Consider the following 22140-nt stretch of genomic DNA (forward strand, 5'->3'; position numbering starts at 1 on the left):
ATGATGACGGTTCACGCTACGTGGAACCGGATGTTCCTTGGGTGTCATACTTCCACGAGTCTTATTCGATTCATGCTGCCCCGTGGCAACGAACGTTCGGTTGGACGGGGCCGGGCGGCTCACATGGTTGTGTGAATACGCCAACGTCCGACGCGGAATGGATCTACCATTGGGCAGACCTGGGCACTTCCGTAATGTCCCACTATTAGAAGCAGCCCTCAAATAGAGGTAGGCCGCAAACACTTTCAATAACACTCCCCCGGCGCGAATCCGTTTTTGGTTTCGCTTCGGGGGATACTTGTACTTTTAGTAGCCTCGTTTGCACGGCAGCTTCACCTGCACAGCAGTGTTTTTTAGCTACCAGCTGCGGTTATTAATCATCGTTGTAGAGTTCAAGCTCAGGGTTTTCGGCGCATGCTTGTTCAAACACTTCGTGTGCGTGAAGCCAATAATCGAGCGATCATTCTAGACGATACTCTGCCCGCTGCAATGCACACACTTTCTAAGGTAACCAATTTGGATTGACCTCCCTTTTCTGAGGCTGAGCTTAATGAGTTTATGCGGCAAGGCGCGCCCACAAAAGAAGCGAATCATTAGGCTAGGCTTACCTAAGTCGTCCTAGTACTATTGGTGTCATGGATACAAATAAGAATGAACCCCGCCTTCCGCAAAGTGACCGGTCAACTCGTGTTGCGGCAGGCCATTGGGTGCTTGCCCGGGCAGGCAAGCGAGTTTTACGCCCGGGCGGATTGAAACTAACGAATCGAATGTTGGATGCGGCCGATCTATCTGGCAAGAAAGTGTTGGAATTCGCTCCGGGATTGGGACGTACGGCCACGCTCATGCTTGAGCGAGGAATCGCCTCCTACACGGGCGTGGATCAAGATCCAGATGCCGCCGCCCGGGTGCAGGCAACGGTGGGGCCGAGGGGCACAGTTGTAAATGCTAATGCGCAAGACACCGGCCTTGAGTCCGAATCAGTTCAGGTTGTGGTTGGTGAAGCGATGCTGACCATGCAAGGCGATAAAGGCAAGCGAGATATCATCGCCGAAGCGTTCCGACTGCTTAAACCAGGCGGTTGCTACGCGATCCACGAACTTGGACTCACCCCGGACAGCATAGACGCGGCGCTTGCGGACCAGTTGCGACAGCGTCTAGCCCGCACGATTAGGGTTAATGCTCGCCCTCTTACTCGCGGTGAATGGTGCGGATTGTTAGAACAGTCGGGTTTTTGTATCGAATGGGTGGGGTATGAGCCGATGGCTTTACTGTCCCCACGTCGTAATTTAGCCGATGAAGGCGTAGTCGGAGTTGCGCGAATTATGCGTAACGTTGCGCGTGACAAGGAGTTGCGTCGCCGCATATTGGATATGCGCGCAACGTTCAACGAATACCGCGACAGTTTAACCGGCATCGCTATCGTCGCGCGCAAGCCCACCGCTAGCCTGGAAGAAAAGGAGATCTGATTATGACTGAACTCAAACCATCATCAGCAGGCGCACTGGGGTTTATTGAAAACCTTGCGCAGCGCGTTGAGTATTGTGCGAACTCAACCACTTCTACAACGCTAATGCGCGCTGAGGGGGTGAACGTGGTGTTGTTCTCGTTCGACGAGGGAGAAGAACTATCCGAGCACACCGCCGCGATGCCGGTGATTGTTCAAGCCCTTGAAGGCGAAATCGAAATCAGCGGGGACGGTAAAACGGTGACGTTGCGTCCCGGCGGAATGGTGCATTTTCCTACGCGCCTACCACATGCGGTTAAAGCACTAACCAAAGCAAAAATGGTGCTTTACATGATGAGTCAACCACCGGCGAACTAAGTAATTCACGCCAATTCGCGCAGGAGCGGACCGGTTCCGCCCGCTCCTGCGCGTTGATTTTAAGCAGTATTCAAAAGGGTGTGGCCGGCCAAACTGCTTTAGTGCATGTTGCCACAATCTTTGTCCCCCTCCCCCGTTATCCTTATGAAAGTGGCCCTTTGCGACGTTAAAACTGGTTAGTGGTATCGGGAGTTTGTTGTGGGTAGTGAGGCTCAAAGACAAGAGCTACATCGGACTATTTGGCGTATTGCTAATGATCTACGCGGGCCTGTAGATGGTTGGGATTTCAAACAATACGTGCTCGGCATGCTGATTTACCGCTTCATTTCTGAGCGTTTTGTTCAACATGTCAATCACTTCGAGCGACAGACGGGTTCAGATTTTGACTACGTTCAACTTCTTCACCTCGCAGGACGTTTCTGAACTGCTTGCGCGCCTAACTTTGGTGGGTAAAACCAAGGTGAACGGCGTGTATGAAACTTTTAGCACGGAATGGATACAAAATGGCGGCACAGTCGCGTTGGCGGCGTGAGTGGTTCAAATGGGAGATGCCTGGTTCAGATCAGGGAGGTCTGCTGCAGAAATCAGAGGAGCACACCGCAAGGCTGCTGAAGTCCCACGTTAAGGCAGTGTTCGTGGGCACGGACAAGGCCGACTACGAGGTAGAGGTTAAGTTCGCCGGCGGGAACGTGTGACAGCTCTATTTCTTTAGGGACGGTATTAAACCAGAAATCGCTTAACCGCAAGTTGAATCGGCCTAGGCGGTTCTATAAACTCAAGATCGGATCCTAACCCAGTTCGGCTGGGCACCTTGAAAACTAAGGAGACAATTTTGTCAGATCCAGCGGCTCTTGAAACCTCTTCAGGCATCGATCAACAGGGCATTGATCTCGTCCCACCAAATCGTCGACACGGAAAAGCTACCGACTTATTCTTCCTCTGGGCCGGCACAACCACGAACATCTTCACCGTCTCTTACGGCGCGCTGCTGGTGATTCTTTTCGGCCTCAGTTTCTGGCAGGCTATCGCGGCGATCGTCGTCGGCAACCTAGTCGCCTACCCGCTGCTGGCGCTGGCCTCGTTGCAGGGCCCCAAGACCGGCACGACCAACATGACGATCAGCCGCTCTAGCCTGGGTCCTCGAGGCGGACGAGTAAATGGTCTGTTCTCGTGGCTGATGCTGGTCGGCTTCGAAGCTGCCGGTCTGGTGCTCGTTTATTACGCGGTTGCCGCGCTACTAGGCATTTTCGGCGTCGATATCTCGGGCGTTACGCAGGTCGTGCTCATCGTGGTGCTTGGCCTTATCCAAATGCTGCTGCCGCTGATCGGTTACAACTTCCTGATGGCAGCACAGAAATTCGCCACGATCATTTTCGCCTGCGCGTTCGTAATCCTGGCAGTGCTGATCCTGCCCAAGGTAAACATCGCGACGGGTGAGGTAGGCGCCGACATCAACGCGATGATCAGCGCGATCAGTCTAGTAGTGGTCTCCGGCGGCCTGAGTTGGGCATGCTCCGGCTCGAACTTCTCACGATATTTGCCCGAAGAAACCAGCCCGTTATCGGTTGGTACCTGGGCCGCGCTGGGCGGTTTTGTGCCGTACCTCTTGCTGCAGAGCCTAGGCGCCGCCATGGCTACGGTCGCAGTCGGCCCCGACGTTGACCTCTCCGACCCGCTAGCCGTTCCCGCGATCTTGCCTGCGGGGTTCTCTGTGCCGTTTCTGCTGCTAGTGGGCTTCGGCCTGATGGTACAAAACGGCACCAACCTTTATTCGTCGTCACTTAACCTGCAGACCGCCGGCATCCCCGCAAAGCGCCCGGTGGTTGTCGTCACTGACTCGATCATTTGCATCTTGATCACTATCTTCGCGGTCGCCCAGTCGTCGTTCTACGCGCTGCTGAGCGCCTTCGTCGGCTCGCTGAGCATCTGGCTAGCACCTTGGATCACGATCTATCTCGTCGATTGGGTCATGAGACGCGGCAATTACGATCTCGCTGGCCTGATGAACGACAAGGGCGGGGTCTACTGGGGCGTCGGGGGCGTGAAGCTGCCCGGATTCGTCTCGCTGATTGCCGGAATGATCGGTTCCGCGCTATTTGCCAACACTGGATATTTCATCGGCCCGATTGCAGCTGCGATCTCGCCGCAACACCCGGAATATGCCCCTGACTTGGCGATTCCCGCCGGGATAGTGGTCAGCGGCGTCCTGTTCATAGCACTCACAATCACCAATAAAAAGAAGAACTTAGGGATCGCGTGACCGCGCGCCCGTAAAACTAAGGAGTAAAAATGCCTAACCGGCGCGTAATGGATGTGGCCTACGGCAGGGCACATGCTGACAAAATCATCGAAAACGGCAAGCTGGTTAACGTCCTAACTGGCGAGATCTATCCAGCAGACGTGGCCATCGTGGACGGCCGTGTGGCTGCCGTCGGCGATGTGTCTGCGCAGAAGGGCCCCAATACCGAGATCATCGACGCCGAGGGCCGCTACCTGACCCCGGGTCTGATCGACGGCCACTTGCACATCGAGTGCTCGAAGCTCTCTGTGACGATGCTCGCCGACATGGTCGCACGTTATGGCACCACCTCGGTCATCTCCGGACTCGATCAGGTGTTGGTCGCCGCAGGCATTGACGGCGTCAAGGAGTTCCTGGCGGAGGCCGCCGACTCGTCGGTACACGTCTGGTGGGGAGCACCGGCTAAGGCGCCCTACACCATCCCCGAGTCCAACGTCGGTTATGCGTTCAAGTTCGAGGACCACAAGATAGCCCAGGAGATGCCAGAGTGCGTCGGTCTTTGGGAGACGGTTCAGGAGATGGTTGAGGACGGCGACGAGGACGTTCTGGCCGCGATGGACATGGCGGAGAAGAACCGACTGCACGCCTTCGGCTGCGCGCCTCTGGTGGACGCCCGCAGGGTGGCTGGATACGCCTCTTCCGGGGTCGTCCTATGTCACGAGTCTTACTCGCCTGAGGAAGAGCTGGAGAAGATGCGCAACGGCATCGACATCATCATCAGGGAGTCGACCGCGGCCCCGATGCTGCGCGAGAACATCAAGCTGGTCACCGAGATGGGCGCCCCGAGCGACCGTGTCGGTTTCTGCACCGACGACATAACCTCGAGCGATGTGCTTGGCCGTGGCCATCTCGACTACGTGGTTCGCCTGGCCATCGAGTGCGGCGTGACCCCGATGCAGGCAATTCAGATGGGCTCGATCAACACCGCCCGCATGTACAAGCTCGATCACAAGATCGGCTCGATCGCGCCCGGCCGTTTCGCCGACATCCTGTTCGTAGACGACCTGAATGACTTCCGACCCGCACGCGTGATGACCGCTGGCCGCATCGTCGCCGAGAACGGCAAGCCGGTCGTAGCTCCGGTGGCGCCCGAGCGCACCTCGGTTGTCGCCGACACCTTCAAGCTGAAGGAAGTGGACGCAAGCCGCATCAAGGTCGAGGCCGAGGGCTCCAAGGCAGTCGTTCAGGCGATAGTGCTCAGCAAGGACGTGGCCTTCCGCCGTCCCGGCGCGGAGATCGGGCTGGACATCGTCGACGGCGTGGTTCAGCCCTGCACCGAAAAGGACGCAATCATGGTTGCCGTCGCCGAGCGCTACGGCAAGACCGACAACCTGCCGGTTGCCTTCATCAACGGTTTCGGTATCAAGAAGGGTGCGATCGCGACCTCCAACTCGCCAGATGACAACAACGTCGTGGTGGCCGGAACCAATGCGGCAGACATGGCCCTAGCCCTCAACGAGGTGACTAGGCTTGGAGGTGGCCAGGTGGCTGTTGCCGATGGCGAGGTCATCGGCAGGCTTCCACTTCCGGTAGCCGGCATCGTAGCTGACATTCCAGCTGAAGAGATGGCCGCAGCCGAACAGGAGATGGATCGCATCGCCCGCGAGGAGTTGGGCAGCGACCTGCCGTCGCCGTTCGGCCAGCTGTTGTTCCTGTCGATCACCGCAATCCCGGAGTGGGCGATCACCGATCTGGGCCTGATCGACTGCGTCAAGTTCGTCGTCACCGATCCCGTAATTTCCAGCAACTAGGAGTCAACGTGAAGATTTCACCCTTCGTTCAGAAACTGCCCAAGGTTGAGCTGCACCTACACATTGAGGGCACACTCGAGCCGGAGCTGAAGTTCAAGCTCGCCGAGCGCAATGGCATCAAGCTCGCCGAGGAAACCCCCGACCAGGTTCGCGAATCATACGATTTCGACGATTTGGCGTCCTTCCTGGCTGCGTACTACGACGGCATGAACGTACTGCTGACCGCCGAGGATTTTTACGACCTAGCCATGGCATACCTGAGCAAGGCAGCCGAGCAGAACGTGCGCTACGTGGAAATATTCTTCGACCCCCAGGCGCACACCTGCCGTGGCGTCTCGTTCCACACCGTTATCCATGGCCTGCACCGCGCCCAGGTCGAGGCCGAGAAGAAGTTGGGCATCAAGTCGGCTCTGATCATGTGCTTCCTGCGTGACTTCCAGGCCGAGTACGCGATGGCCACGCTGACCCAGGCCCTGGATTACAAGCACTGGATCATCGGCGTCGGGCTGGACTCCGACGAGACTGGCAACGCGCCCGAGAAGTTCGCCGAGGTCTTCGCTCGCGCTCGCGAGGAGGGCTTCCTGCTGACTATGCACGCCGACGTCGACATTAAGAACTCGATCGAGCACATCCGCCAGCTGATCGAGGAGATCAAGGTTGACCGCATCGACCACGGCACTAACGTCATCGAGAACCCCGACTATGTGCAGTATCTGGTGGACAACAAGATCGGCCTGACCAGCTGCCCGATTTCCAACACCTGGGTTTCGGACGGCTCCAAGACTCAGCTGATCAAGCAGTTATCTGACAAGGGACTTAAGATCTGCATCAATTCCGACGACCCTGCATACTTCGGCGGCTACATCGGCGAGAATTTGCAGCTAGTTGCCGATGAGTTGGACGCAGACGAGGACTTCCTCAAGCAGCTCTGCCTGAATGCGGTGGATATTTCGTGGGCCACCCCGACGCTCAAGCAACAGCTGTGGGAAGAGATTGCCGCCTGCTAAACCTTTCCAGCAACATAATTGAAGCCTTGGCTCCATGAAGCTGCTCCTCCGCACTTCAACTCGGAGGGGCAGCTTTTATCTTTAGACGCCGCTGTCTGGCGGGGGATCCTTCAGCAGATCCTCCGCCCAGGCTGCCTTCTTCGCCGCGAAGCAACGCGAACAGAAAAGTTCGAACTAATGCGACAGGTGAAGGCAAACTACAGCATCAAACGCATGGCACGCGCTACTGTATTGCGCTCAACCGTAAGACTGTAGCCAAACGGATGCGGCTGATGGGGATTGAAGGGATCTCGCCGCGTGTGTTTCTCTAGGTGACAATGATTCAATCCAAGCGTAAGTCCACGCTTTCTGACCATCAGGTAGTTACATTACGTGTACACGACATACTGGCAACCCCAAACTGCTTTAGTGCATGTTGCGCCCAATCTTTGGCCTACTCCCCCGTTATCCTTATGAAAGTGGCCCGTTGCGGCGTTAAAACTGGTTAGTGTATCGGGAGTTTGTTGTGGGTAGTGAGGCTCAAAGACAAGAGCTACATCGGACTATCTGGCGTATTGCTAATGATCTACGCGGGTCTGTAGATGGTTGGGATTTCAAACAGTACGTGCTCGGCATGCTGTTTTACCGTTTCATTTCCGAGCGTTTTGTTCAGCACGTGAACCAGCTAGAGCGCGAGACGGATCCTGATTTTGATTACGTTCAACTTCCCGATGATCTAGCCGAGTACGGTCGCGATAGTTCAGTTGCAGAACTAGGCTTTTTCATTCGCCCGTCCGAGCTTTTTGAGAACGTGCGCAAGAATGCGGCTGCTGACCCGGATTTGAATGAGCGGCTTGAGCAGGTTTTTCGCAATATTGAGGGTTCAGCCGTTGGCTCCCAGTCAGAGGCCGACATTAAAGGCTTGTTCGATGATCTCGATGTGAACAGCGCGAAGCTTGGTAATACTGTGACGGCTCGTAATGCGAAGCTGGTGCGGATTTTGAATGAGATCGGCAATCTGCCCCTCGGTGATTTCAGTTCTCATTCCATTGACATGTTTGGGGATGCTTACGAGTTCTTGATGACGATGTATGCGTCTTCAGCAGGCAAGTCGGGTGGAGAGTTCTTCACCCCGCAAGACGTTTCTGAACTGCTTGCGCGCCTAACTTTGGTGGGTAAAACCAAGGTGAACGGCGTGTATGACCCGGCCTGTGGTTCTGGTTCGCTTCTGCTTCGGTTTGCCAAGATTATTGGGCAAGAAAACATTGATCGCGGCTATTTTGGTCAGGAGATTAACCTGACCACTTACAACCTTGCGCGCATCAACATGTTCTTGCACGGCGTTGGGTTTGAGGACTTCAGTATTGCTCTGGGCGACACTCTTACTGACCCGAAGCATTGGGATGATGAGCCATTTGAAGCAATCGTGTCAAACCCTCCGTATTCCACGAGGTGGGAGGGTAAGAATTCTGCGATTTTGGTAAATGATGAGCGTTTCGCGCCGGCGGGCGTGCTGGCTCCCCCGTCGAAGGCGGACCTGGCGTTCACAATGCATATTCTGCATTGGCTTGCAGAAGACGGCGTTGCGGCGATTGTTACGTTCCCGGGTGTTCTGTACCGTGGGGGTGCTGAGGGCAAGATCCGTAAGTACCTGGTGGATAACAACTTTGTTGATGCGATTATTCAGCTACCTTCGGATTTGTTCTTTGGCACAACGATTTCTACGTGCATCATGGTGTTGAAGAAGTCTAAGCAGGATCCTTCGATTCTATTTATTGATGCTTCCGCCGAGTTTGAGCGGCGTAGCACTAAGAATCAGCTTTTGGATAAGCATCGCCAGAAGATTCTGGAGGCGTTCACTGCCCGCAAGGATGTGGATCATTTCGCACGCCTGGTGAAGTATGAGGAGGTTGCGGAGAACGACTACAACCTTTCCGTCTCTTCATATGTTGAGCCGGAGGACACTCGCGAATTCATCAACATTGAGGAGCTGAACGCCAACCTGGTGAAGATTGTGGCTCGTCAACAGGAACTACGCGCACAGATCGACCAGATCGTAGCCGACCTGGAGGACACCAAATGAGCCGCATAGATGAGCTAATCGAAAAGCTGTGTCCGGATGGGGTGGAGTTTTTAGATTTGGGCAGGGTCATGACTCCAGAGTTCGGCACACGTATCACCAAAAGTAAACACAGTGGCACCAAATTCCCGGTTTATGGCGGTGGCGGAGAGAGTTTTCGCACGGATTCCTTCAATCGTGAGGATGACTTCGTAATCTCTAGATTTGCTATGTCTGAAACTTGCGTACGCAAGGTCAGCGGAAAATTCTGGTTACTCGATTCAGGTTTTACGTTTAATGTTGATGAAAATCTGGTGTTGAAGGATTACCTTGCGTATTACTTATTCAATAACCAACCACAGATTTACGCTTGTACTTCCCAAGGGGCGCAACGCAACCTGAAAACTAAACAATTTCTAATGTTCCGAATACCTGTTCCACCATTGGAAGTACAACGGGAGATTGTTCGGATTCTTGATGCATTTACAGAGCTGGAAGCGGAGCTGGAAGCGGAGCTGGAAGCGGAGCTGGAAGCTAGGAAAAAACAATACGAGTACTACCATCACTTATTGATAGATTCGAGTAACGACTCACGAACCTTGCCTCTTGGCACAGTTGCAGCCTACTCAAAAGAACGGGTCGATTCCGTTCTGTTAGACGAGAACCACTTCGTTGGAGTCGATAATCTCCTACCAGAAAAACGAGGTAAAAAAGCCGCAGAATACGCGCCCAATACGGCGACGCTAACTAAATATGCCGAAGGGGATATCCTAATCGGCAATATTCGCCCCTACCTGCGAAAAATATGGTTGGCAAGTAATACAGGCGGGGCGAGTGGCGATGTTCTAGTACTCCGAATTAAAGAAGCTTTTCAAAGTGAGCTTCTGGATGAATACTTTTATTACCTGCTCTCCTCGGAAAATTTCTTTCACTTCAACATCGCTAATTCCAAGGGATCAAAAATGCCGCGTGGAGATAAGAAAGCGATTCTGAGGTACAACCTCGTGATTCCGCCGATCGATCATCAACTGCGGACAGTCGAAATCCTCAACCACTTCCAAACACTTGTCAACGATATTTCTTCTGGTTTGCCGGCTGAGATTGAGGCTCGGCGTAAGCAGTATGAGTACTATCGAGATAAGTTGCTGACGTTCAAAGAGAAAGCTTCCTAACTGTGGAGACACGCAAGTTTGACCCCGTAGCCCTGTCATCCCAATCAACCGTCGTGGCCGAGTACGTGCCTGAAGGCAATGATGCCAGTGGCTACCAGTCCGAAGCTCAACTAGAAGCCGAATTCATCCACCAGTTACAAGCACAAGGCTACGAATACGCTGATATTCGAGACGAACAACACCTCGAAACTAACCTGCGCGCCCAACTCTCAAAACTCAACGACGTCGAGTTCACCGACGCCGAGTGGAACCGCTTCTACAAAACCAACATCGCCAACTCCAGCGACACTGTAGAAGACAAAACCACACGTATCCAAGAAGACCACATCCAACTACTCGAACGCGAAGACGGCACCACCAAAAACATTCGCCTGATCGACAAAGACAACATTCACAACAACCACCTACAAGTCATCAACCAATACGCCGTAGACAAGGCAGACGGAGCGAAACACTCCAACAGGTACGACGTCACCATCCTCGTCAACGGACTCCCCCTGGCACACATCGAACTCAAACGACGCGGCGTACCCCTACGCGAAGCCTTCAACCAAATCAACCGCTACCGCGACGAAAGCTTCAGCACCGGCGCAGCCCTATTCGACTACGCCCAAATCTTCGTTATCTCCAACGGCACCAGCACCAAGTACTACTCCAACACCACGCGCCTAGCCCACGTCAACGAAACCAACAAAAAAGACAAAAAATCATTCGTCTTCACCTCCTATTGGGCCGACGCGCAAAACCAACCCATCGAAGACCTCATCGCATTCGCAAAAACCTTCTTCGCCAAACGCACAATCCTCAACATCCTCACCAAATACTGCGTCTACACCGAAAACCGGCAACTACTAGTAATGCGGCCCTACCAAATCGTGGCCACCGAAAGAATCCTCACCCGCATACTCACCTCCACCAATGCGGGCACACTCGGCACCACAGCCGCCGGAGGCTACATCTGGCACACCACCGGATCGGGCAAAACCCTCACCTCGTTCAAAACCGCCCAACTAGCCACCAAAGTTGAAGGCGTTGAAAAAGTACTGTTCGTAGTAGACCGCAAAGACCTCGACTACCAAACCAAACTCGAATACGACCGCTTCCAAAAAGGCGCAGCCAACGGTAACACGTCAACCGCGCAACTCAAACGACAACTTGAAAGCACGGATCCGGCCAAGAAAATCATCGTCACCACCATTCAAAAACTTGCAACATTCATCAAAGCCAACCAGGGCCACACCGTTTACAACGGGCACGTAGTCCTCATCTTCGACGAATGCCACCGCTCCCAATTCGGCGACATGCACGTAGCCATCAAACGAGCGTTCAAAAAATACAACCTCTTCGGATTCACCGGAACGCCCATCTTCGCCGAAAATGCGGGCTATGGAAAACACGTGAACCTGAAAACCACGGCGCAAGCATTCGGCGAAAAACTCCACACCTACACGATCGTGGACGCCATCACCGACAAAAACGTGCTGCCCTTCCGCATCGACTACATCAACACCATTGAAGAAGGTAGCTTCAAAGACAAAGACGTGCGCGCCATCGACGTCGAAAGCGCCATGATGCACCCCGAACGCATCCGGCAGGTAGCGCAGTACATCCTCGACCACTTCGACCAAAAAACAAAACGAAACTCCGTTTACATGGTGGGTGGCAAACGCAAACAAGGATTCAATGCCCTCTTCGCCACGTCCTCCATCGAAGCAGCCCGCGCCTACTACGGCATGTTCAGCAAACTACAGTTGCACCTGCCCGACGAGAAAAAGCTGAAGATCGGCATGATCTACTCCTACGGAGCTAACGACCAGCCAGAAGACGGAATCATCGAAGACGAAAGCTTCGACGCTGAGAAACTATCCGAATCAGACCGTGGATACCTTGAGGACGTAATCAACGATTACAACGACATGTTCTCAACCAACTTCGACACCTCCGGCTCCAGCTTCCAGGACTACTACGAACACCTATCGAAACAGCTCAAAGACCGCGAACTTGACCTCGTGATCGTTGTCAACATGTTCCTAACCGGCTTCGATGCGCCAACACTAAACACCCTGTTCGTAGACAAGAACCTGCGCTCACACGGACTCATCCAGGCCTACTCGCGCACAAACCGCATCCTCAACACCGTCAAAACATACGGGAACATAGTTTCGTTTAGAAACCTTGAGCAACAAACGCAAGACGCCATCGCACTATTTGGCAACAAAGACGCATCCGGCATCGTCATGCTACGCCCCTACCAGGAATATCTGGACGAGTACCAGGCCAAGCTAGACGAGCTTCGGGGCGTTTACGCCGACCCCACAAACCCCATCCCCGCGAGCGAAACCGCGCAAAAAAAGTTCATCAACATATTCGGTGCAGTACTACGACTGCAAAACATTCTGTCCTCATTCGATGACTTTGAAGGTGACAACCAGTTCAGCGAGCGCGAACTCCAAGACTATAAGTCGCGCTACATGGACCTTTACGACCAGTGGAAACCGCGCACGGATAACGATCGTGAAGACATTCGCCAAGACGTTCTGTTTGAAATCGAACTCGTCAAACAGGTTGAAATCAACGTGGATTACATCCTCATGCTGGTTGAACAACGCCACGAAGCCGGCACAGACAGCGAAGACAAAGAGATTCGCGCAAAGATCGACAGAGCGCTATCCTCGTCCCCCTCGTTGCGTCCAAAGCGCAAGCTCATTGAAGAGTTCGTAGACACCGTGTCTATCAACACCAGCGTGCAAGATGAGTGGCGTGAGTACGTAAACGGCAAGCGTCAAGAAGAACTAACCGCAATCATCAACGAGGAACGGCTCAACCGAGACAAGGCCGAACAGTTGATTTCAAACGCGCTGCGCTCTGGTCACGTGCCCACCGCGGGACAATCCGTGGCAAGCGTCCTGCCACCCATCTCCCGCTTCCGCCCCGACAACGCGCGCGGAGCAACCATGCAACGCGTCTATGCCAAACTGCAAGAGTTTGTAGACCGCTTCCGCCCGCTCCTGCGCAGCGACTTTGAGGACTGATTAAAAGGTGTGGCCGCTGGAAAACCAGCGGCCACGCCCCAACATTCAACGCCCCTTAGGGCACTGTTCTACTTTTCCAAGTATTCGGTGATTACCTCGAAAATCATTGCCAACGAGGTTGCGCCCGCATCTGGCGTTCCCAAGCTCTTCTCCCCCAGCGGGCGGGCCCTACCAACCTTCGCCACCAAATCCTTAGTGGACTCAGCACCTTTACGGGCAGCATCTGTAGCCGCGCGCCAGTCACCCTGCTCCTGCAAAGCCTGAACGGCAGGGACAAACGCATCGATCATCGTCTTATCCCCAACGTTAGCGCCACCCAAACGAGTCACCGCTTCAAGGCCGGCAGCCGTCGCGTCCACCAGATTCGCGTCTCCAGCCTCGTCGCCAAGCACGCGACCAAATGCCGTCAGCAACGCGCCCCACAGTGCGCCCGACGTGCCGCCCGCAGAAGCGGACCAAGAATCACCCGCACCCGCAAGCACAGTGGCCGCGCCACCGCCTTCACTAGCCAAACGGCGTGCCGTCTCCAAAGCTGCCTTCGACCCGCGAGCCATGCCAATACCGTGGTCACCATCGCCCGCAACCGCGTCGATCTTACCTAGCTCGGGTTCCTTCTCGTGAAGCAGATCAGCGATCCGCTCCAAAACGCTCACAACCTCGCCAGCCAGCTTCTGCGACTCCTCACTGCCAGGCTGCTCAACGCGAACCTCCTCCGCAGTCACATTCAGCTCACGGTCATCAACCTCCGCCGGAGCCATATTGCCCACCCGGAAAGCCGGCGTATCCGCAGGCGCCTGCCAGAACTTGAGCAGTTCGTCATCAACCCACACCAGCGTTAGGGACACGCCAGCCATATCGAGGGAGGTCACAAACTCGCCAACTTCCTTACCAACCAGCTCAAGACCGGCTGCGCGAAGACGCTTGGCGATGTCCCTCCACAGGACGAACATCTCCTCATACTTGGTATCGCCCAGGCCGTTCACAATCGCTACAACGCGGTTATCCGAGCCCTCCGGACGCTCCTTAATCAAGCCGTCAACCAGGAGCTGCGCAATTTCATCCGACGTGCCGATCTCGTCCTCACGCACACCCGGCTCGCCGTGAATACCCATGCCAACGCCCATACGGCCCGGCTCCAGGTGGAACAGCGGTTCCTTCGCGCCCGGTAGCGTACAGCCGCTAAACGCCACGCCAAACGAACGCGTGCGATCATTTGCCTTATCAAAAACGCGCACAACCTCATCAATATCTAGGCCGGCCTCCGCTGCTGCGCCCGCGATCTTGAAAGTAGGTAGGTCGCCAGCAATGCCGCGACGCTTCAGATGATCCTCTTCACCAGCCGAGGCCACGTCATCCGTAACTACCAGCGTGCGAGCATCAATGCCCTCACTGCGCAAACGCTCTACTGCTTGACCGAAATGCAGGACGTCACCCGCATAGTTGCCAAACCCAATCAGTACGCCGCCGCCACGCTCGGCAGCCTTCGCCACCGAATACGCCTGGGCTCCTGAAGGGGACGAGAAAATATTGCCGGCCACAGCGCCATCAGCCATGCCCGGGCCAACCCAACCAGCAAACGCCGGGTAGTGGCCACTACCTCCACCAACTACGATGGCAACCTTGCCGTCCGGGGTTTTAGTACTGCGCACCACACCGCCATAAACAGGTTTAACCCAGTTGCTGAACGCGTCAGCAAAGCCCTCAATAGATTCGGCTGGGAACTCCTCGGGGTTATTAACTAGACGTGTCATCTGTATTCCTCCTCGAATGACTACTGACGCCCCTTATATTAAACTGTGTTGTAAGTAACACGCCAGACGTTAGGAAAAGATCAATGCGAGCTGCCGTTCTCAACGCCCCTCAAGACCTACAACTAACCGAAAAAGACGTTCCCGTAGCCGGCCCAGGCGAAGTTGTTCTCAAGATTGAAGCGAACACCCTTTGCGGTACTGACTACCGGCTCTACACCGGTGCAAAAACCGCGGGAGTTCGCCCCGGCGTTGTTCCCGGCCACGAAATCGCCGGCCGCGTACACCAAATCGGCGAAGGCGTGGACGCCTACTACCCGGACCTTAAAGTAGGACAACAAGCCACAGTCTCGATCGTCGTATCCTGCGGGGCATGCCGCAACTGCCTGCACGACCGCGAGCACCTTTGCGAAAACCTCGAACTGTTTGGCTACGGCTACGACGGCGGCCTGCAAGAATACATGCTCGTTCCCGCCAACGTAGTTGCGCGCGGCAATCTCTTCCCCGTTGCAAAAGAGCTCTCCCCTAAAGCTCTGTGTTTGGCCGAGCCGGTTTCCTGCTGCCTCAACGGCATTGCTAACTTCGGCATCAACCAGGCCGACACCGTGGTCATCATGGGCGCTGGCCCCATTGGCCTGCTGCACGCGCAGCTAGCTAAACATGCGGGTGCGGCAAACGTGATCGTTTCTAACCGCGGCGCGGGACGTCGCGAGATCGCCACCAAGCTGGGTGTCACTGCGGTTCATTCTGATGACCTCGTTGAAACCGTTAATGACGTGACGGCAGGGCGCGGCGCTGACGTAGTCATCGTATGTATTGGCGTGCCGGAACTTGCCAACCAGGCGCTAGAAATAGCCGCTGACGGGGGCCGTGTGAACTACTTTGCGGGCTTCCCGAAGGGCTCTACCTCCACAATGGAACCAAACCTGATTCACTACAAGGAACTGCAGGTCACGGGAGGTTCGAACGCTCGCCGCCGCGACGTAGCCAAAGCCATTGAGCTACTACAAGATGGCGTGATTGACGTGGACGCGATTGTGACTCACGAGTTTGCACTCAGCGACGTACATTCTGCTTACGATGCTCTACGCGACCGCATCGGCGTAAAAGTAGTGGTAATCCCAGACTAGACCGGCAGTTTTCATGGGGCCAGTTCAACGCGAGCTGGCCCCATGAAACATCTACAGATAAGTAGCGCTGCGCTAGCTGTCCCTCGAATCTCCACTTTGTTGATTAATCGCATACTGATAAACAGCACGAACCAGCGGCTTAGAATGCCAGCGCTTGAACATTCCTGAAGTATTTTGCCGCATCGCTTGCAACGCGAATTTTCTAGCTCCGTCAAGAACCTCGGGATATTGATTACAAAACTGTTCGAGGTCTCCTACCGCGTAGTTAATCGCATCCGAATCCGCTGACGGATACGTAGCAGTGAACGCCCAAGCATCCAAGAACCCTCCATAGGAAGACTCATACTCAAATCCCCAATAATCTTGTGTCCTGCCTGGCAAAACAGTTCCTGGAACCGTATTCAACCAACCGACGCCCTCCATTAGTTCCAACTTTTCCGCCTTCGCATCTGGAAACTCACAAGCGCGAGGGAAGAACAAAAGCTCAATAAAACCCGTATTCAACGTGGCCCAACGGCCTCCACTGGTGCTTGGGCAATCTGTAAGAGTCCAGTACTTCCCCTCAAGCTCAACCGCACTTGGAACCAGCTCCTTCAACGCAAAAGCAAGATCACGCAAAATCGGCTCTTGGTACTCCTTGGGAACTAGCCTTGCGAACTTCGTGGGTTCACTCCCAAAGTCTTCCAAATGTTGCTGTGCCCCTCGCAAATCATAAGGACCATCACCGAGCGCCCACGCCTGCTGATCCTCAACCGGAATCACCAAATCCAACCCAGACGGTTGGTCATGCCCAACATTCCACATACGGTTACGCAAACGTCTACCGCTCGCCCGGAATCGTTGGATCTCTTGATATTCAATCGAATCCAAACTCATCGCCTCAGGCACCGGCATGAACCACAGTTTCTCCACATCAGTCCACGGATCCACATGATTAGTGTTGCCGTGCCGATGCTGAGCAAAACGCGTCACCACATTCTTTGCCTGCCCAACATAGAACTCGCCGTTAGAAAACTCGAGCACGTAAATTCCTCGCCGGTTATGCGGGATAAGGGCTGATACGGAATCCAGTTCTCCCACTGGAAACCGCGCGTATTTGAGTTCAGAGGGTACCTCATTCGCGCCCGCACCAATCTTGGCAAGCGACATCGTTTCAAGTTCATCCAAAGGCGTGCGCGAAGCACTTTGAGAATTGCGATCCATCTTGTTCCACCTCTACGACGCTAGATAAACCAAACAACTCCAGTATTTGAAGGCACTATACACACAATTGCAACCCGCCAAGCAGGTTTCAAAACCTGCTTAAATATTGTGCGATTGCCGCACTTCACAGAAAACCACTCACGAAAACTTGTAACAACCAACTGTCTGTTCCTGCATTTTGCGCGTGGTTCCAGGCTTGCAGCTGTTGGTCAATAGCGTTATGCAAAACAGCTTCAGCATTTCTGAGGACGGTTTGCACAGCTGCAGTCAATTCTCCATGCCATCGGTGAAGGTTAAGGGCCAGAAGGTCTGGCATTCGACATCGCCTGACCGTGCGTACGTGTATGAATGCAAATTAATCACCGAAAGAGAGGGACTTACAGCACTCTACACGGCTATGAAGAACACTCATGCTCACAACGCTATGGGCAGCAATCGGGCGGTAGCTGCCGTGAAACTGGCGTACTCGCTAAAAGTTAGTTAAACGAAATATCCGTTTAGGGTCGACTATCACAAAAGTGGCGGGTTAATCCCAACAGGAGCCTTAGCCACCCGCAGGAATTAACCCGCCTGAAGAAAATCCACCCGTCGCTAGTGCAAAACCAGGTGGCCGTTTAGGCGTTAAACGCCTGCTCTATGCGCTCGTGCGCAGCCCAGATCTGCTCGGGAAGATTCTTGAACTGTGCAAGGTGTTCGCGGCGGTAGCCCATCTCCTTCTTCCACAGTTCAGTGTCTATAGAAAGAAGCTTATCCATATCGGCGTCGTCACCTTCGAAACCATCCAGATTCAGCTCTTCCTTCTTCGGCAAAATACCTACCGGCGTTTGCACGCCCTCAGCGCGTCCTTCCTTAACATCTAGCAACCAAAGCAGCGCCCGCAGATTATCGCGGTAGCCAGGCCAGAGGAAGTGGCCGTCTTCCGGATCGCGTTGGAACCAGTTAACGTGCGCAAAAATGGGCTGTTCCTTCGCGGAACCAATTATCTTCAACCAGTGGGCCGCATAGTCCCCTTCGGGGTAGGACATGAAGGGGCGCATCGACATCGGATCGTAACGCAGCACGCCCTCCTTGCCCTCAGCCGCGAAAGTAGCCTGGGCGCCCAGGGTCAAACCGTCGTAAACGCCCTCAGTCAGGTCGGTGATTGCCCGGATAAGCGGCTCCCGGTCCTTTACTCGCCCGCCAAAGATGATGGCGTCGATTGGCACCCCTTGCGGTTCTTCGTAGTCGGGGGCCACGTTGGGCACGTTATCCAAAGACGTGGTGAAGCGAGAATTGGGGTGTGCCCACTCGTCGCCTTTGGCCTCGGAACGCTGCCGATCGGCCGGGCGGTCGGAAATCTTTTCGCCCTTCCAATCCAGCCAGCCGGTAACATCTTCCGGGTGATCCGGGGTCTTACCTTCCCACCACAGTTCTTGGGTTTCAGGGTTGTAAGCGACGTTGGTGAAGAGCGTCTTAGAGCCTTCTTTGATGGCGTCCATGGCGGTGGGATTAGACTGCCAGTTAGTGTCCTTTGCCACGCCGAACGCGCCGTATTCTGGGTTCATGCCGTAAAGCTTGCCGTCTTCGCCAACGTGCAGCCACACGATGTCATCGCCGTAGAAGTAAACTTCGTAGCGCTCACCCAAAGCGTCGGGAGCTAGCATCATAGCGAGATTGGTTTTACCGGAAGCTGAGGGGAAGCCGCCGCACACGTAGTAGGTACGATCCTCGAACTTATCCTTGATCCCGATCAGCATGAACTGTTCGGAAAGGAATTCCCCGGAAGCCCAGCCGTCGTAAGAGGCTTGGCGCAGACCGTGGGCGATCTTCCCGAGTAGCGCGTTGCCGCCGTAGGAGGAACCGAAGTGCAAAATTGTGCGTTCGTCGGCTACCGTGGCAAACAGGCGCTTGTCCTTATCGGTGCCCTGACCCAAGTTCTCCAGGTCGCCGGTCACGTGCACTGCGCGCACGAATTCTGCCGGATTTTTTAAATTGTTCAGATGTTCTACACCAACCCGGGCCATGCGGATCATGTGAAGAACCACTGTGAGGTTGTCGGTAAGTTCCACCCCGCGAGCCCACTTTTCTAGCGGCGATTTCGGCGGTGCCATCAAGTAGGGCACCACGTACATGGTTTTACCCCGGGAGGCGCCCTTCATACTTTCCAGCTGCCGGGCAGTTACTTCCGTGGCGTCGTGCCAGTTGTTGTAGATTCCGGCTTCTTGCGGATTGTGGGTGGCGACGACGGTGCGTTCCTCGCTGCGCGCCGTGTCCTTGTAGTAGGAGCGGGAGTAGTAGAGTCCATCGCCCGCAGGTGCAATTTCACCGGTGGTTAAGCCCTCAGTGATGAGCCGGTCGTCATCCTTTGCGGAAATGACTTCGATGGCAGCGGGTTCGGTAATTCCGGCCCAGTACGCTACGTACTCAGCTACTGCGGGGTTTTCCAGTCCGGCATTGCTGAGGATCTTGGCAATCTTATCCATATTTATACTCCTAATTTCGGTAGTCCCAACAATATTGTTAGTCTACCCGAAATTTTTGAAGCGACTTGGATTTAAGTCCTACCTGGAATAATTATGGTTTTACATCGGGATAATTCTTGGCTTGTAAGGAGTTTCACTAGCTCCACCAACATCAACCAGGCGCAACTCAACCGGGGCAAGGCTGAACCTGTCCTGACTAGCCCATTGTGACCGTGCTGAGCCTTTGGCGTAGCTGACGACTTAGACGAGCCATCACCATCACCAGAAGGAGAAGTAGACATCCTCAGATGTTGGCTACTCAACTGGTGACTCTTCAGGAGACTCTGGCTTGGGCTTGAATGCTAAATCAACTATGAACACTACGGTCCCACCGTCATTCACCTTACAAGCACCTTGCTCTGGACAGATAAGTCCGGGAAAGAAATCACGGTGAGGCTTTGAAAAGAACGCAGGGCGCTAACTTTGGATGCAAAATCGGGCTCTAAAAACTTAGAATTCTTTACCTGCCATGATCTTTCGACTTGTCGAAAGGGATACTGCGGTCAGTACGATCGTCACAGTCAGTAGTATTCCTGCGCTGGTGAGCGGAGGCAGGATTAAGGTTTTTGCTCCCCATTCGAAGATTGCTTGTTTGTTGGAACCAACAAAGGATTTACTGTTTTAGGGCTTTTAGCGGGCCTGGGGAGTTTTCAAAGGGCACAATTCTTTCTACTTATTTTAAGGCCGGGTTATTTTTCACGGGTTAAATACGTGATTTTATGTCCTAAGGCGAGAGGCCGGTGAAAAAATGTTCAAATGCGATGACCATTAGCACCCACTTAGGTTAGCCTAACCTTAGGGCCGCTTCGGTTGCTCTAAATCAACTAATACTAATGGAGCTATGATGTTCACAACGCAGTTATCGCCAAGCAAGCGCGAAGAGGCGTTACGCGATATGGAGGAAAAGCCGCTTGATATTTTAGTGATTGGCGGAGGTGTTACGGGAGCGGGGATCGCACTGGATGCGGCAAGCCGTGGTTTGCGAGTCGGTATAGTCGAGGCGCAAGACTGGGCCTCCGGCACTTCGTCGCGATCTTCAAAGCTGGTGCACGGTGGTCTGCGATACCTTTATCAACTTAATTTTGCCTTGGTTGCTGAGTCTTTGAGGGAACGTGGCTTATTGCTTACCCACACGGCTCCGCATTTGGTGAAAGCACAGCCTTTTTTGTGGCCCATAAAAATGCGCGTAATAGAGCGGGCTTATTCGGCTGTTGGGGTGGGAATGTATGATGCCATCGCACAGTTTGCACATAGGGGTTCAGTGCCCATTCAAAAGCACTACTCGAAGAAAGGGTCATTGGAGCTTGCGCCTGCGTTGAAAAAAGACGCACTTATTGGCTCTTTGGTTTACTACGATGCCAGGGTGGATGACGCCCGTCTGGTGGTGAATCTGGTTCGCACGGCCGCTCAGTTTGGCGCTTTGGCTGCGAATCGTACCCAGGTTGTTGAAATGCTCAAGGATGGAAACAAGGTGGTTGGCGCCAAACTTCGTGACATGGAAACAGGCGCTGAACATGTGGTTAAGGCAAAATCCATCATTAACGCAACGGGGGTTTGGACTGAGAAAACGCAGTCTCTTTCCGGCTCTACGGGTGGCTTGAAAGTTTTGGCCTCCAAGGGCATTCATATTGTTGTGCCGAAGGAAAAGATTGATTCCAAAGTTGGTTTATTCTTGCGCACAGAGAAGTCTGTGTTGTTTATAATCCCGTGGAAGCGTTATTGGGTTATAGGAACTACTGATACCAAATACCATGAAAACAGGTTGGAACCGGTACCTGATTCTGAGGATATTGATTATTTGCTTGAGCATGCGAACTCGGTGCTGGCTAACCCGCTAACACGTGATGACATCATTGGGGCTTTCGCTGGGCTACGGCCTTTGTTGCAGCCAGGAACTTTGGACGGAGATAAGGCCAAGTCAACCAAGGTTTCCAGGGAGCACACAGTTACTGAAGCCGCTCCGGGGCTCACTGTTATAGCAGGTGGGAAGCTTACGAGTTACAGGCAGATGGCTGAAGATGCTGTTGATTTTGCCTTGGGTAAGGAGCTGGCTAAGCGAATATCGTGCGTTACCAGAAGCACTCCGCTTTCTGGAGCTGTTGACTATGAAGCTATGTGGGAACAGCGTGAGGCGCTGGCAAAGAAAAACGGTTTGAGCGTGGATCACGTAGAAGATCTGTTAAACAGGTACGGAAGTGACATTAAGCTGATTTTCAAAATGATTGAGAAAGATCCTTCTTTGGGGAAGGAGCTTAAGGGCGCTGAAGAGTATCTGCGCGCAGAAATAGCGTTCGGTGTTTTGCATGAGGGTGCTTTGCATGTGGAAGACTTACTGGCGCGCCGCACCAGGCTCTGTTACGAGCATCGGGATCGCGGATTGGCTGTTATTGACGAGGTTGCGACAATAGCTGCGGATATTCTTGGCTGGGACGAGGCG

15 protein-coding genes and 1 pseudogene are annotated in these 22140 nt (G+C 54.0%); 13 read left to right on the forward strand and 3 right to left on the reverse strand.

The window, feature by feature from the left end; genetic code table 11:
- The 11 genes and pseudogenes from HMPREF2854_RS08600 to HMPREF2854_RS07585 form a co-directional block, all read left to right on the forward strand.
- A partial coding sequence (locus HMPREF2854_RS08600) for a L,D-transpeptidase (protein WP_148130938.1) occupies window positions 1-209 on the forward strand: 209 nt, incomplete at its 5' end.
- 426 nt (window positions 210-635) lie between these two features.
- Window positions 636-1466, forward strand: coding sequence for a class I SAM-dependent methyltransferase (locus tag HMPREF2854_RS07540; RefSeq protein ID WP_070621090.1), 831 nt, complete (start codon window positions 636-638; stop codon window positions 1464-1466).
- A 2-nt stretch (window positions 1467-1468) separates the two neighbouring features.
- On the forward strand, window positions 1469-1822 hold the full coding sequence (locus HMPREF2854_RS07545; protein ID WP_070621092.1) for a cupin domain-containing protein: 354 nt from the start codon (window positions 1469-1471) through the stop codon (window positions 1820-1822).
- 198 nt (window positions 1823-2020) lie between these two features.
- Window positions 2021-2221 (forward strand): annotated as a pseudogene (locus HMPREF2854_RS07550) (type I restriction-modification system subunit M N-terminal domain-containing protein); the annotation flags it as partial.
- Between the two features lie 104 nt (window positions 2222-2325).
- A complete protein-coding gene (locus HMPREF2854_RS07555; protein ID WP_070621096.1) occupies window positions 2326-2517 on the forward strand; it encodes a hypothetical protein in 192 nt (63 codons plus the stop codon).
- Window positions 2518-2654: 137 nt separating this feature from the next.
- The gene (locus HMPREF2854_RS07560; RefSeq protein WP_070621098.1) at window positions 2655-4082 is read left to right on the forward strand and encodes a purine-cytosine permease family protein; all 1428 of its coding nucleotides are present in this window, start codon (window positions 2655-2657) and stop codon (window positions 4080-4082) included.
- A gap of 29 nt (window positions 4083-4111) precedes the next feature.
- The gene (locus HMPREF2854_RS07565) at window positions 4112-5872 is read left to right on the forward strand and encodes an adenine deaminase C-terminal domain-containing protein (protein WP_070621100.1); all 1761 of its coding nucleotides are present in this window, start codon (window positions 4112-4114) and stop codon (window positions 5870-5872) included.
- 8 nt (window positions 5873-5880) lie between these two features.
- A complete protein-coding gene (gene add / locus HMPREF2854_RS07570; protein ID WP_070621101.1) occupies window positions 5881-6879 on the forward strand; it encodes an adenosine deaminase in 999 nt (332 codons plus the stop codon).
- A gap of 505 nt (window positions 6880-7384) precedes the next feature.
- A complete protein-coding gene (locus HMPREF2854_RS07575; RefSeq protein WP_070621230.1) occupies window positions 7385-8941 on the forward strand; it encodes a type I restriction-modification system subunit M in 1557 nt (518 codons plus the stop codon).
- Window positions 8938-10089 (forward strand): restriction endonuclease subunit S, encoded by a 1152-nt coding sequence (locus HMPREF2854_RS07580; RefSeq protein ID WP_070621103.1) that lies wholly within the window; start codon window positions 8938-8940, stop codon window positions 10087-10089. Before HMPREF2854_RS07575 ends, HMPREF2854_RS07580 begins: the two co-directional genes overlap by 4 nt.
- Before the next feature lie 2 nt (window positions 10090-10091).
- Window positions 10092-13121 carry a type I restriction endonuclease subunit R gene (locus tag HMPREF2854_RS07585; protein ID WP_070621105.1) on the forward strand — a complete coding sequence of 1010 codons (3030 nt, stop codon included), beginning with the start codon at window positions 10092-10094 and terminating at the stop codon, window positions 13119-13121.
- Window positions 13122-13189: 68 nt separating this feature from the next.
- On the opposite strand, the gene HMPREF2854_RS07590 is transcribed toward HMPREF2854_RS07585, so the two are convergent.
- Window positions 13190-14872: a dihydroxyacetone kinase family protein gene (locus HMPREF2854_RS07590; RefSeq protein WP_070621106.1), complete on the reverse strand. Its 1683-nt coding sequence runs from the start codon at window positions 14870-14872 to the stop codon at window positions 13190-13192.
- An 83-nt stretch (window positions 14873-14955) separates the two neighbouring features.
- Here HMPREF2854_RS07590 and HMPREF2854_RS07595 point away from each other — a divergent pair, with 83 nt between their 5' ends.
- Window positions 14956-15999 (forward strand): zinc-binding dehydrogenase, encoded by a 1044-nt coding sequence (locus HMPREF2854_RS07595; protein ID WP_070621107.1) that lies wholly within the window; start codon window positions 14956-14958, stop codon window positions 15997-15999.
- A 72-nt stretch (window positions 16000-16071) separates the two neighbouring features.
- On the opposite strand, the gene HMPREF2854_RS07600 is transcribed toward HMPREF2854_RS07595, so the two are convergent.
- The gene (locus HMPREF2854_RS07600) at window positions 16072-17202 is read right to left on the reverse strand and encodes a GIY-YIG nuclease family protein (RefSeq protein ID WP_070621108.1); all 1131 of its coding nucleotides are present in this window, start codon (window positions 17200-17202) and stop codon (window positions 16072-16074) included.
- 614 nt (window positions 17203-17816) lie between these two features.
- On the reverse strand, window positions 17817-19664 hold the full coding sequence (locus HMPREF2854_RS07610; protein WP_070621110.1) for a phosphoenolpyruvate carboxykinase (GTP): 1848 nt from the start codon (window positions 19662-19664) through the stop codon (window positions 17817-17819).
- 883 nt (window positions 19665-20547) lie between these two features.
- On the opposite strand from HMPREF2854_RS07610, the gene HMPREF2854_RS07615 reads away from it, so the two are divergent.
- On the forward strand, window positions 20548-22140 hold a 1593-nt coding region (locus HMPREF2854_RS07615), incomplete at its 3' end, for a glycerol-3-phosphate dehydrogenase/oxidase (protein ID WP_070621111.1).

It is taken from the genome of Actinomyces sp. HMSC075B09 (genome assembly GCF_001812395.1).
Taxonomy (GTDB): domain Bacteria; phylum Actinomycetota; class Actinomycetes; order Actinomycetales; family Actinomycetaceae; genus Gleimia; species Gleimia europaea.

Coding starts and splice junctions, on each gene's coding strand:
- HMPREF2854_RS07580 (WP_070621103.1), top strand. CDS start 8,938: ATGAGCCGCATAGATGAGCTAATCGAAAAGCTGTGTCCGGATGGGGTG.
- HMPREF2854_RS07600 (WP_070621108.1), bottom strand. CDS start 17,202: ATGGATCGCAATTCTCAAAGTGCTTCGCGCACGCCTTTGGATGAACTT.
- HMPREF2854_RS07595 (WP_070621107.1), top strand. CDS start 14,956: ATGCGAGCTGCCGTTCTCAACGCCCCTCAAGACCTACAACTAACCGAA.
- HMPREF2854_RS07545 (WP_070621092.1), top strand. CDS start 1,469: ATGACTGAACTCAAACCATCATCAGCAGGCGCACTGGGGTTTATTGAA.
- HMPREF2854_RS07610 (WP_070621110.1), bottom strand. CDS start 19,664: ATGGATAAGATTGCCAAGATCCTCAGCAATGCCGGACTGGAAAACCCC.
- HMPREF2854_RS07590 (WP_070621106.1), bottom strand. CDS start 14,872: ATGACACGTCTAGTTAATAACCCCGAGGAGTTCCCAGCCGAATCTATT.
- HMPREF2854_RS07555 (WP_070621096.1), top strand. CDS start 2,326: ATGGCGGCACAGTCGCGTTGGCGGCGTGAGTGGTTCAAATGGGAGATG.
- HMPREF2854_RS07540 (WP_070621090.1), top strand. CDS start 636: ATGGATACAAATAAGAATGAACCCCGCCTTCCGCAAAGTGACCGGTCA.
- HMPREF2854_RS07565 (WP_070621100.1), top strand. CDS start 4,112: ATGCCTAACCGGCGCGTAATGGATGTGGCCTACGGCAGGGCACATGCT.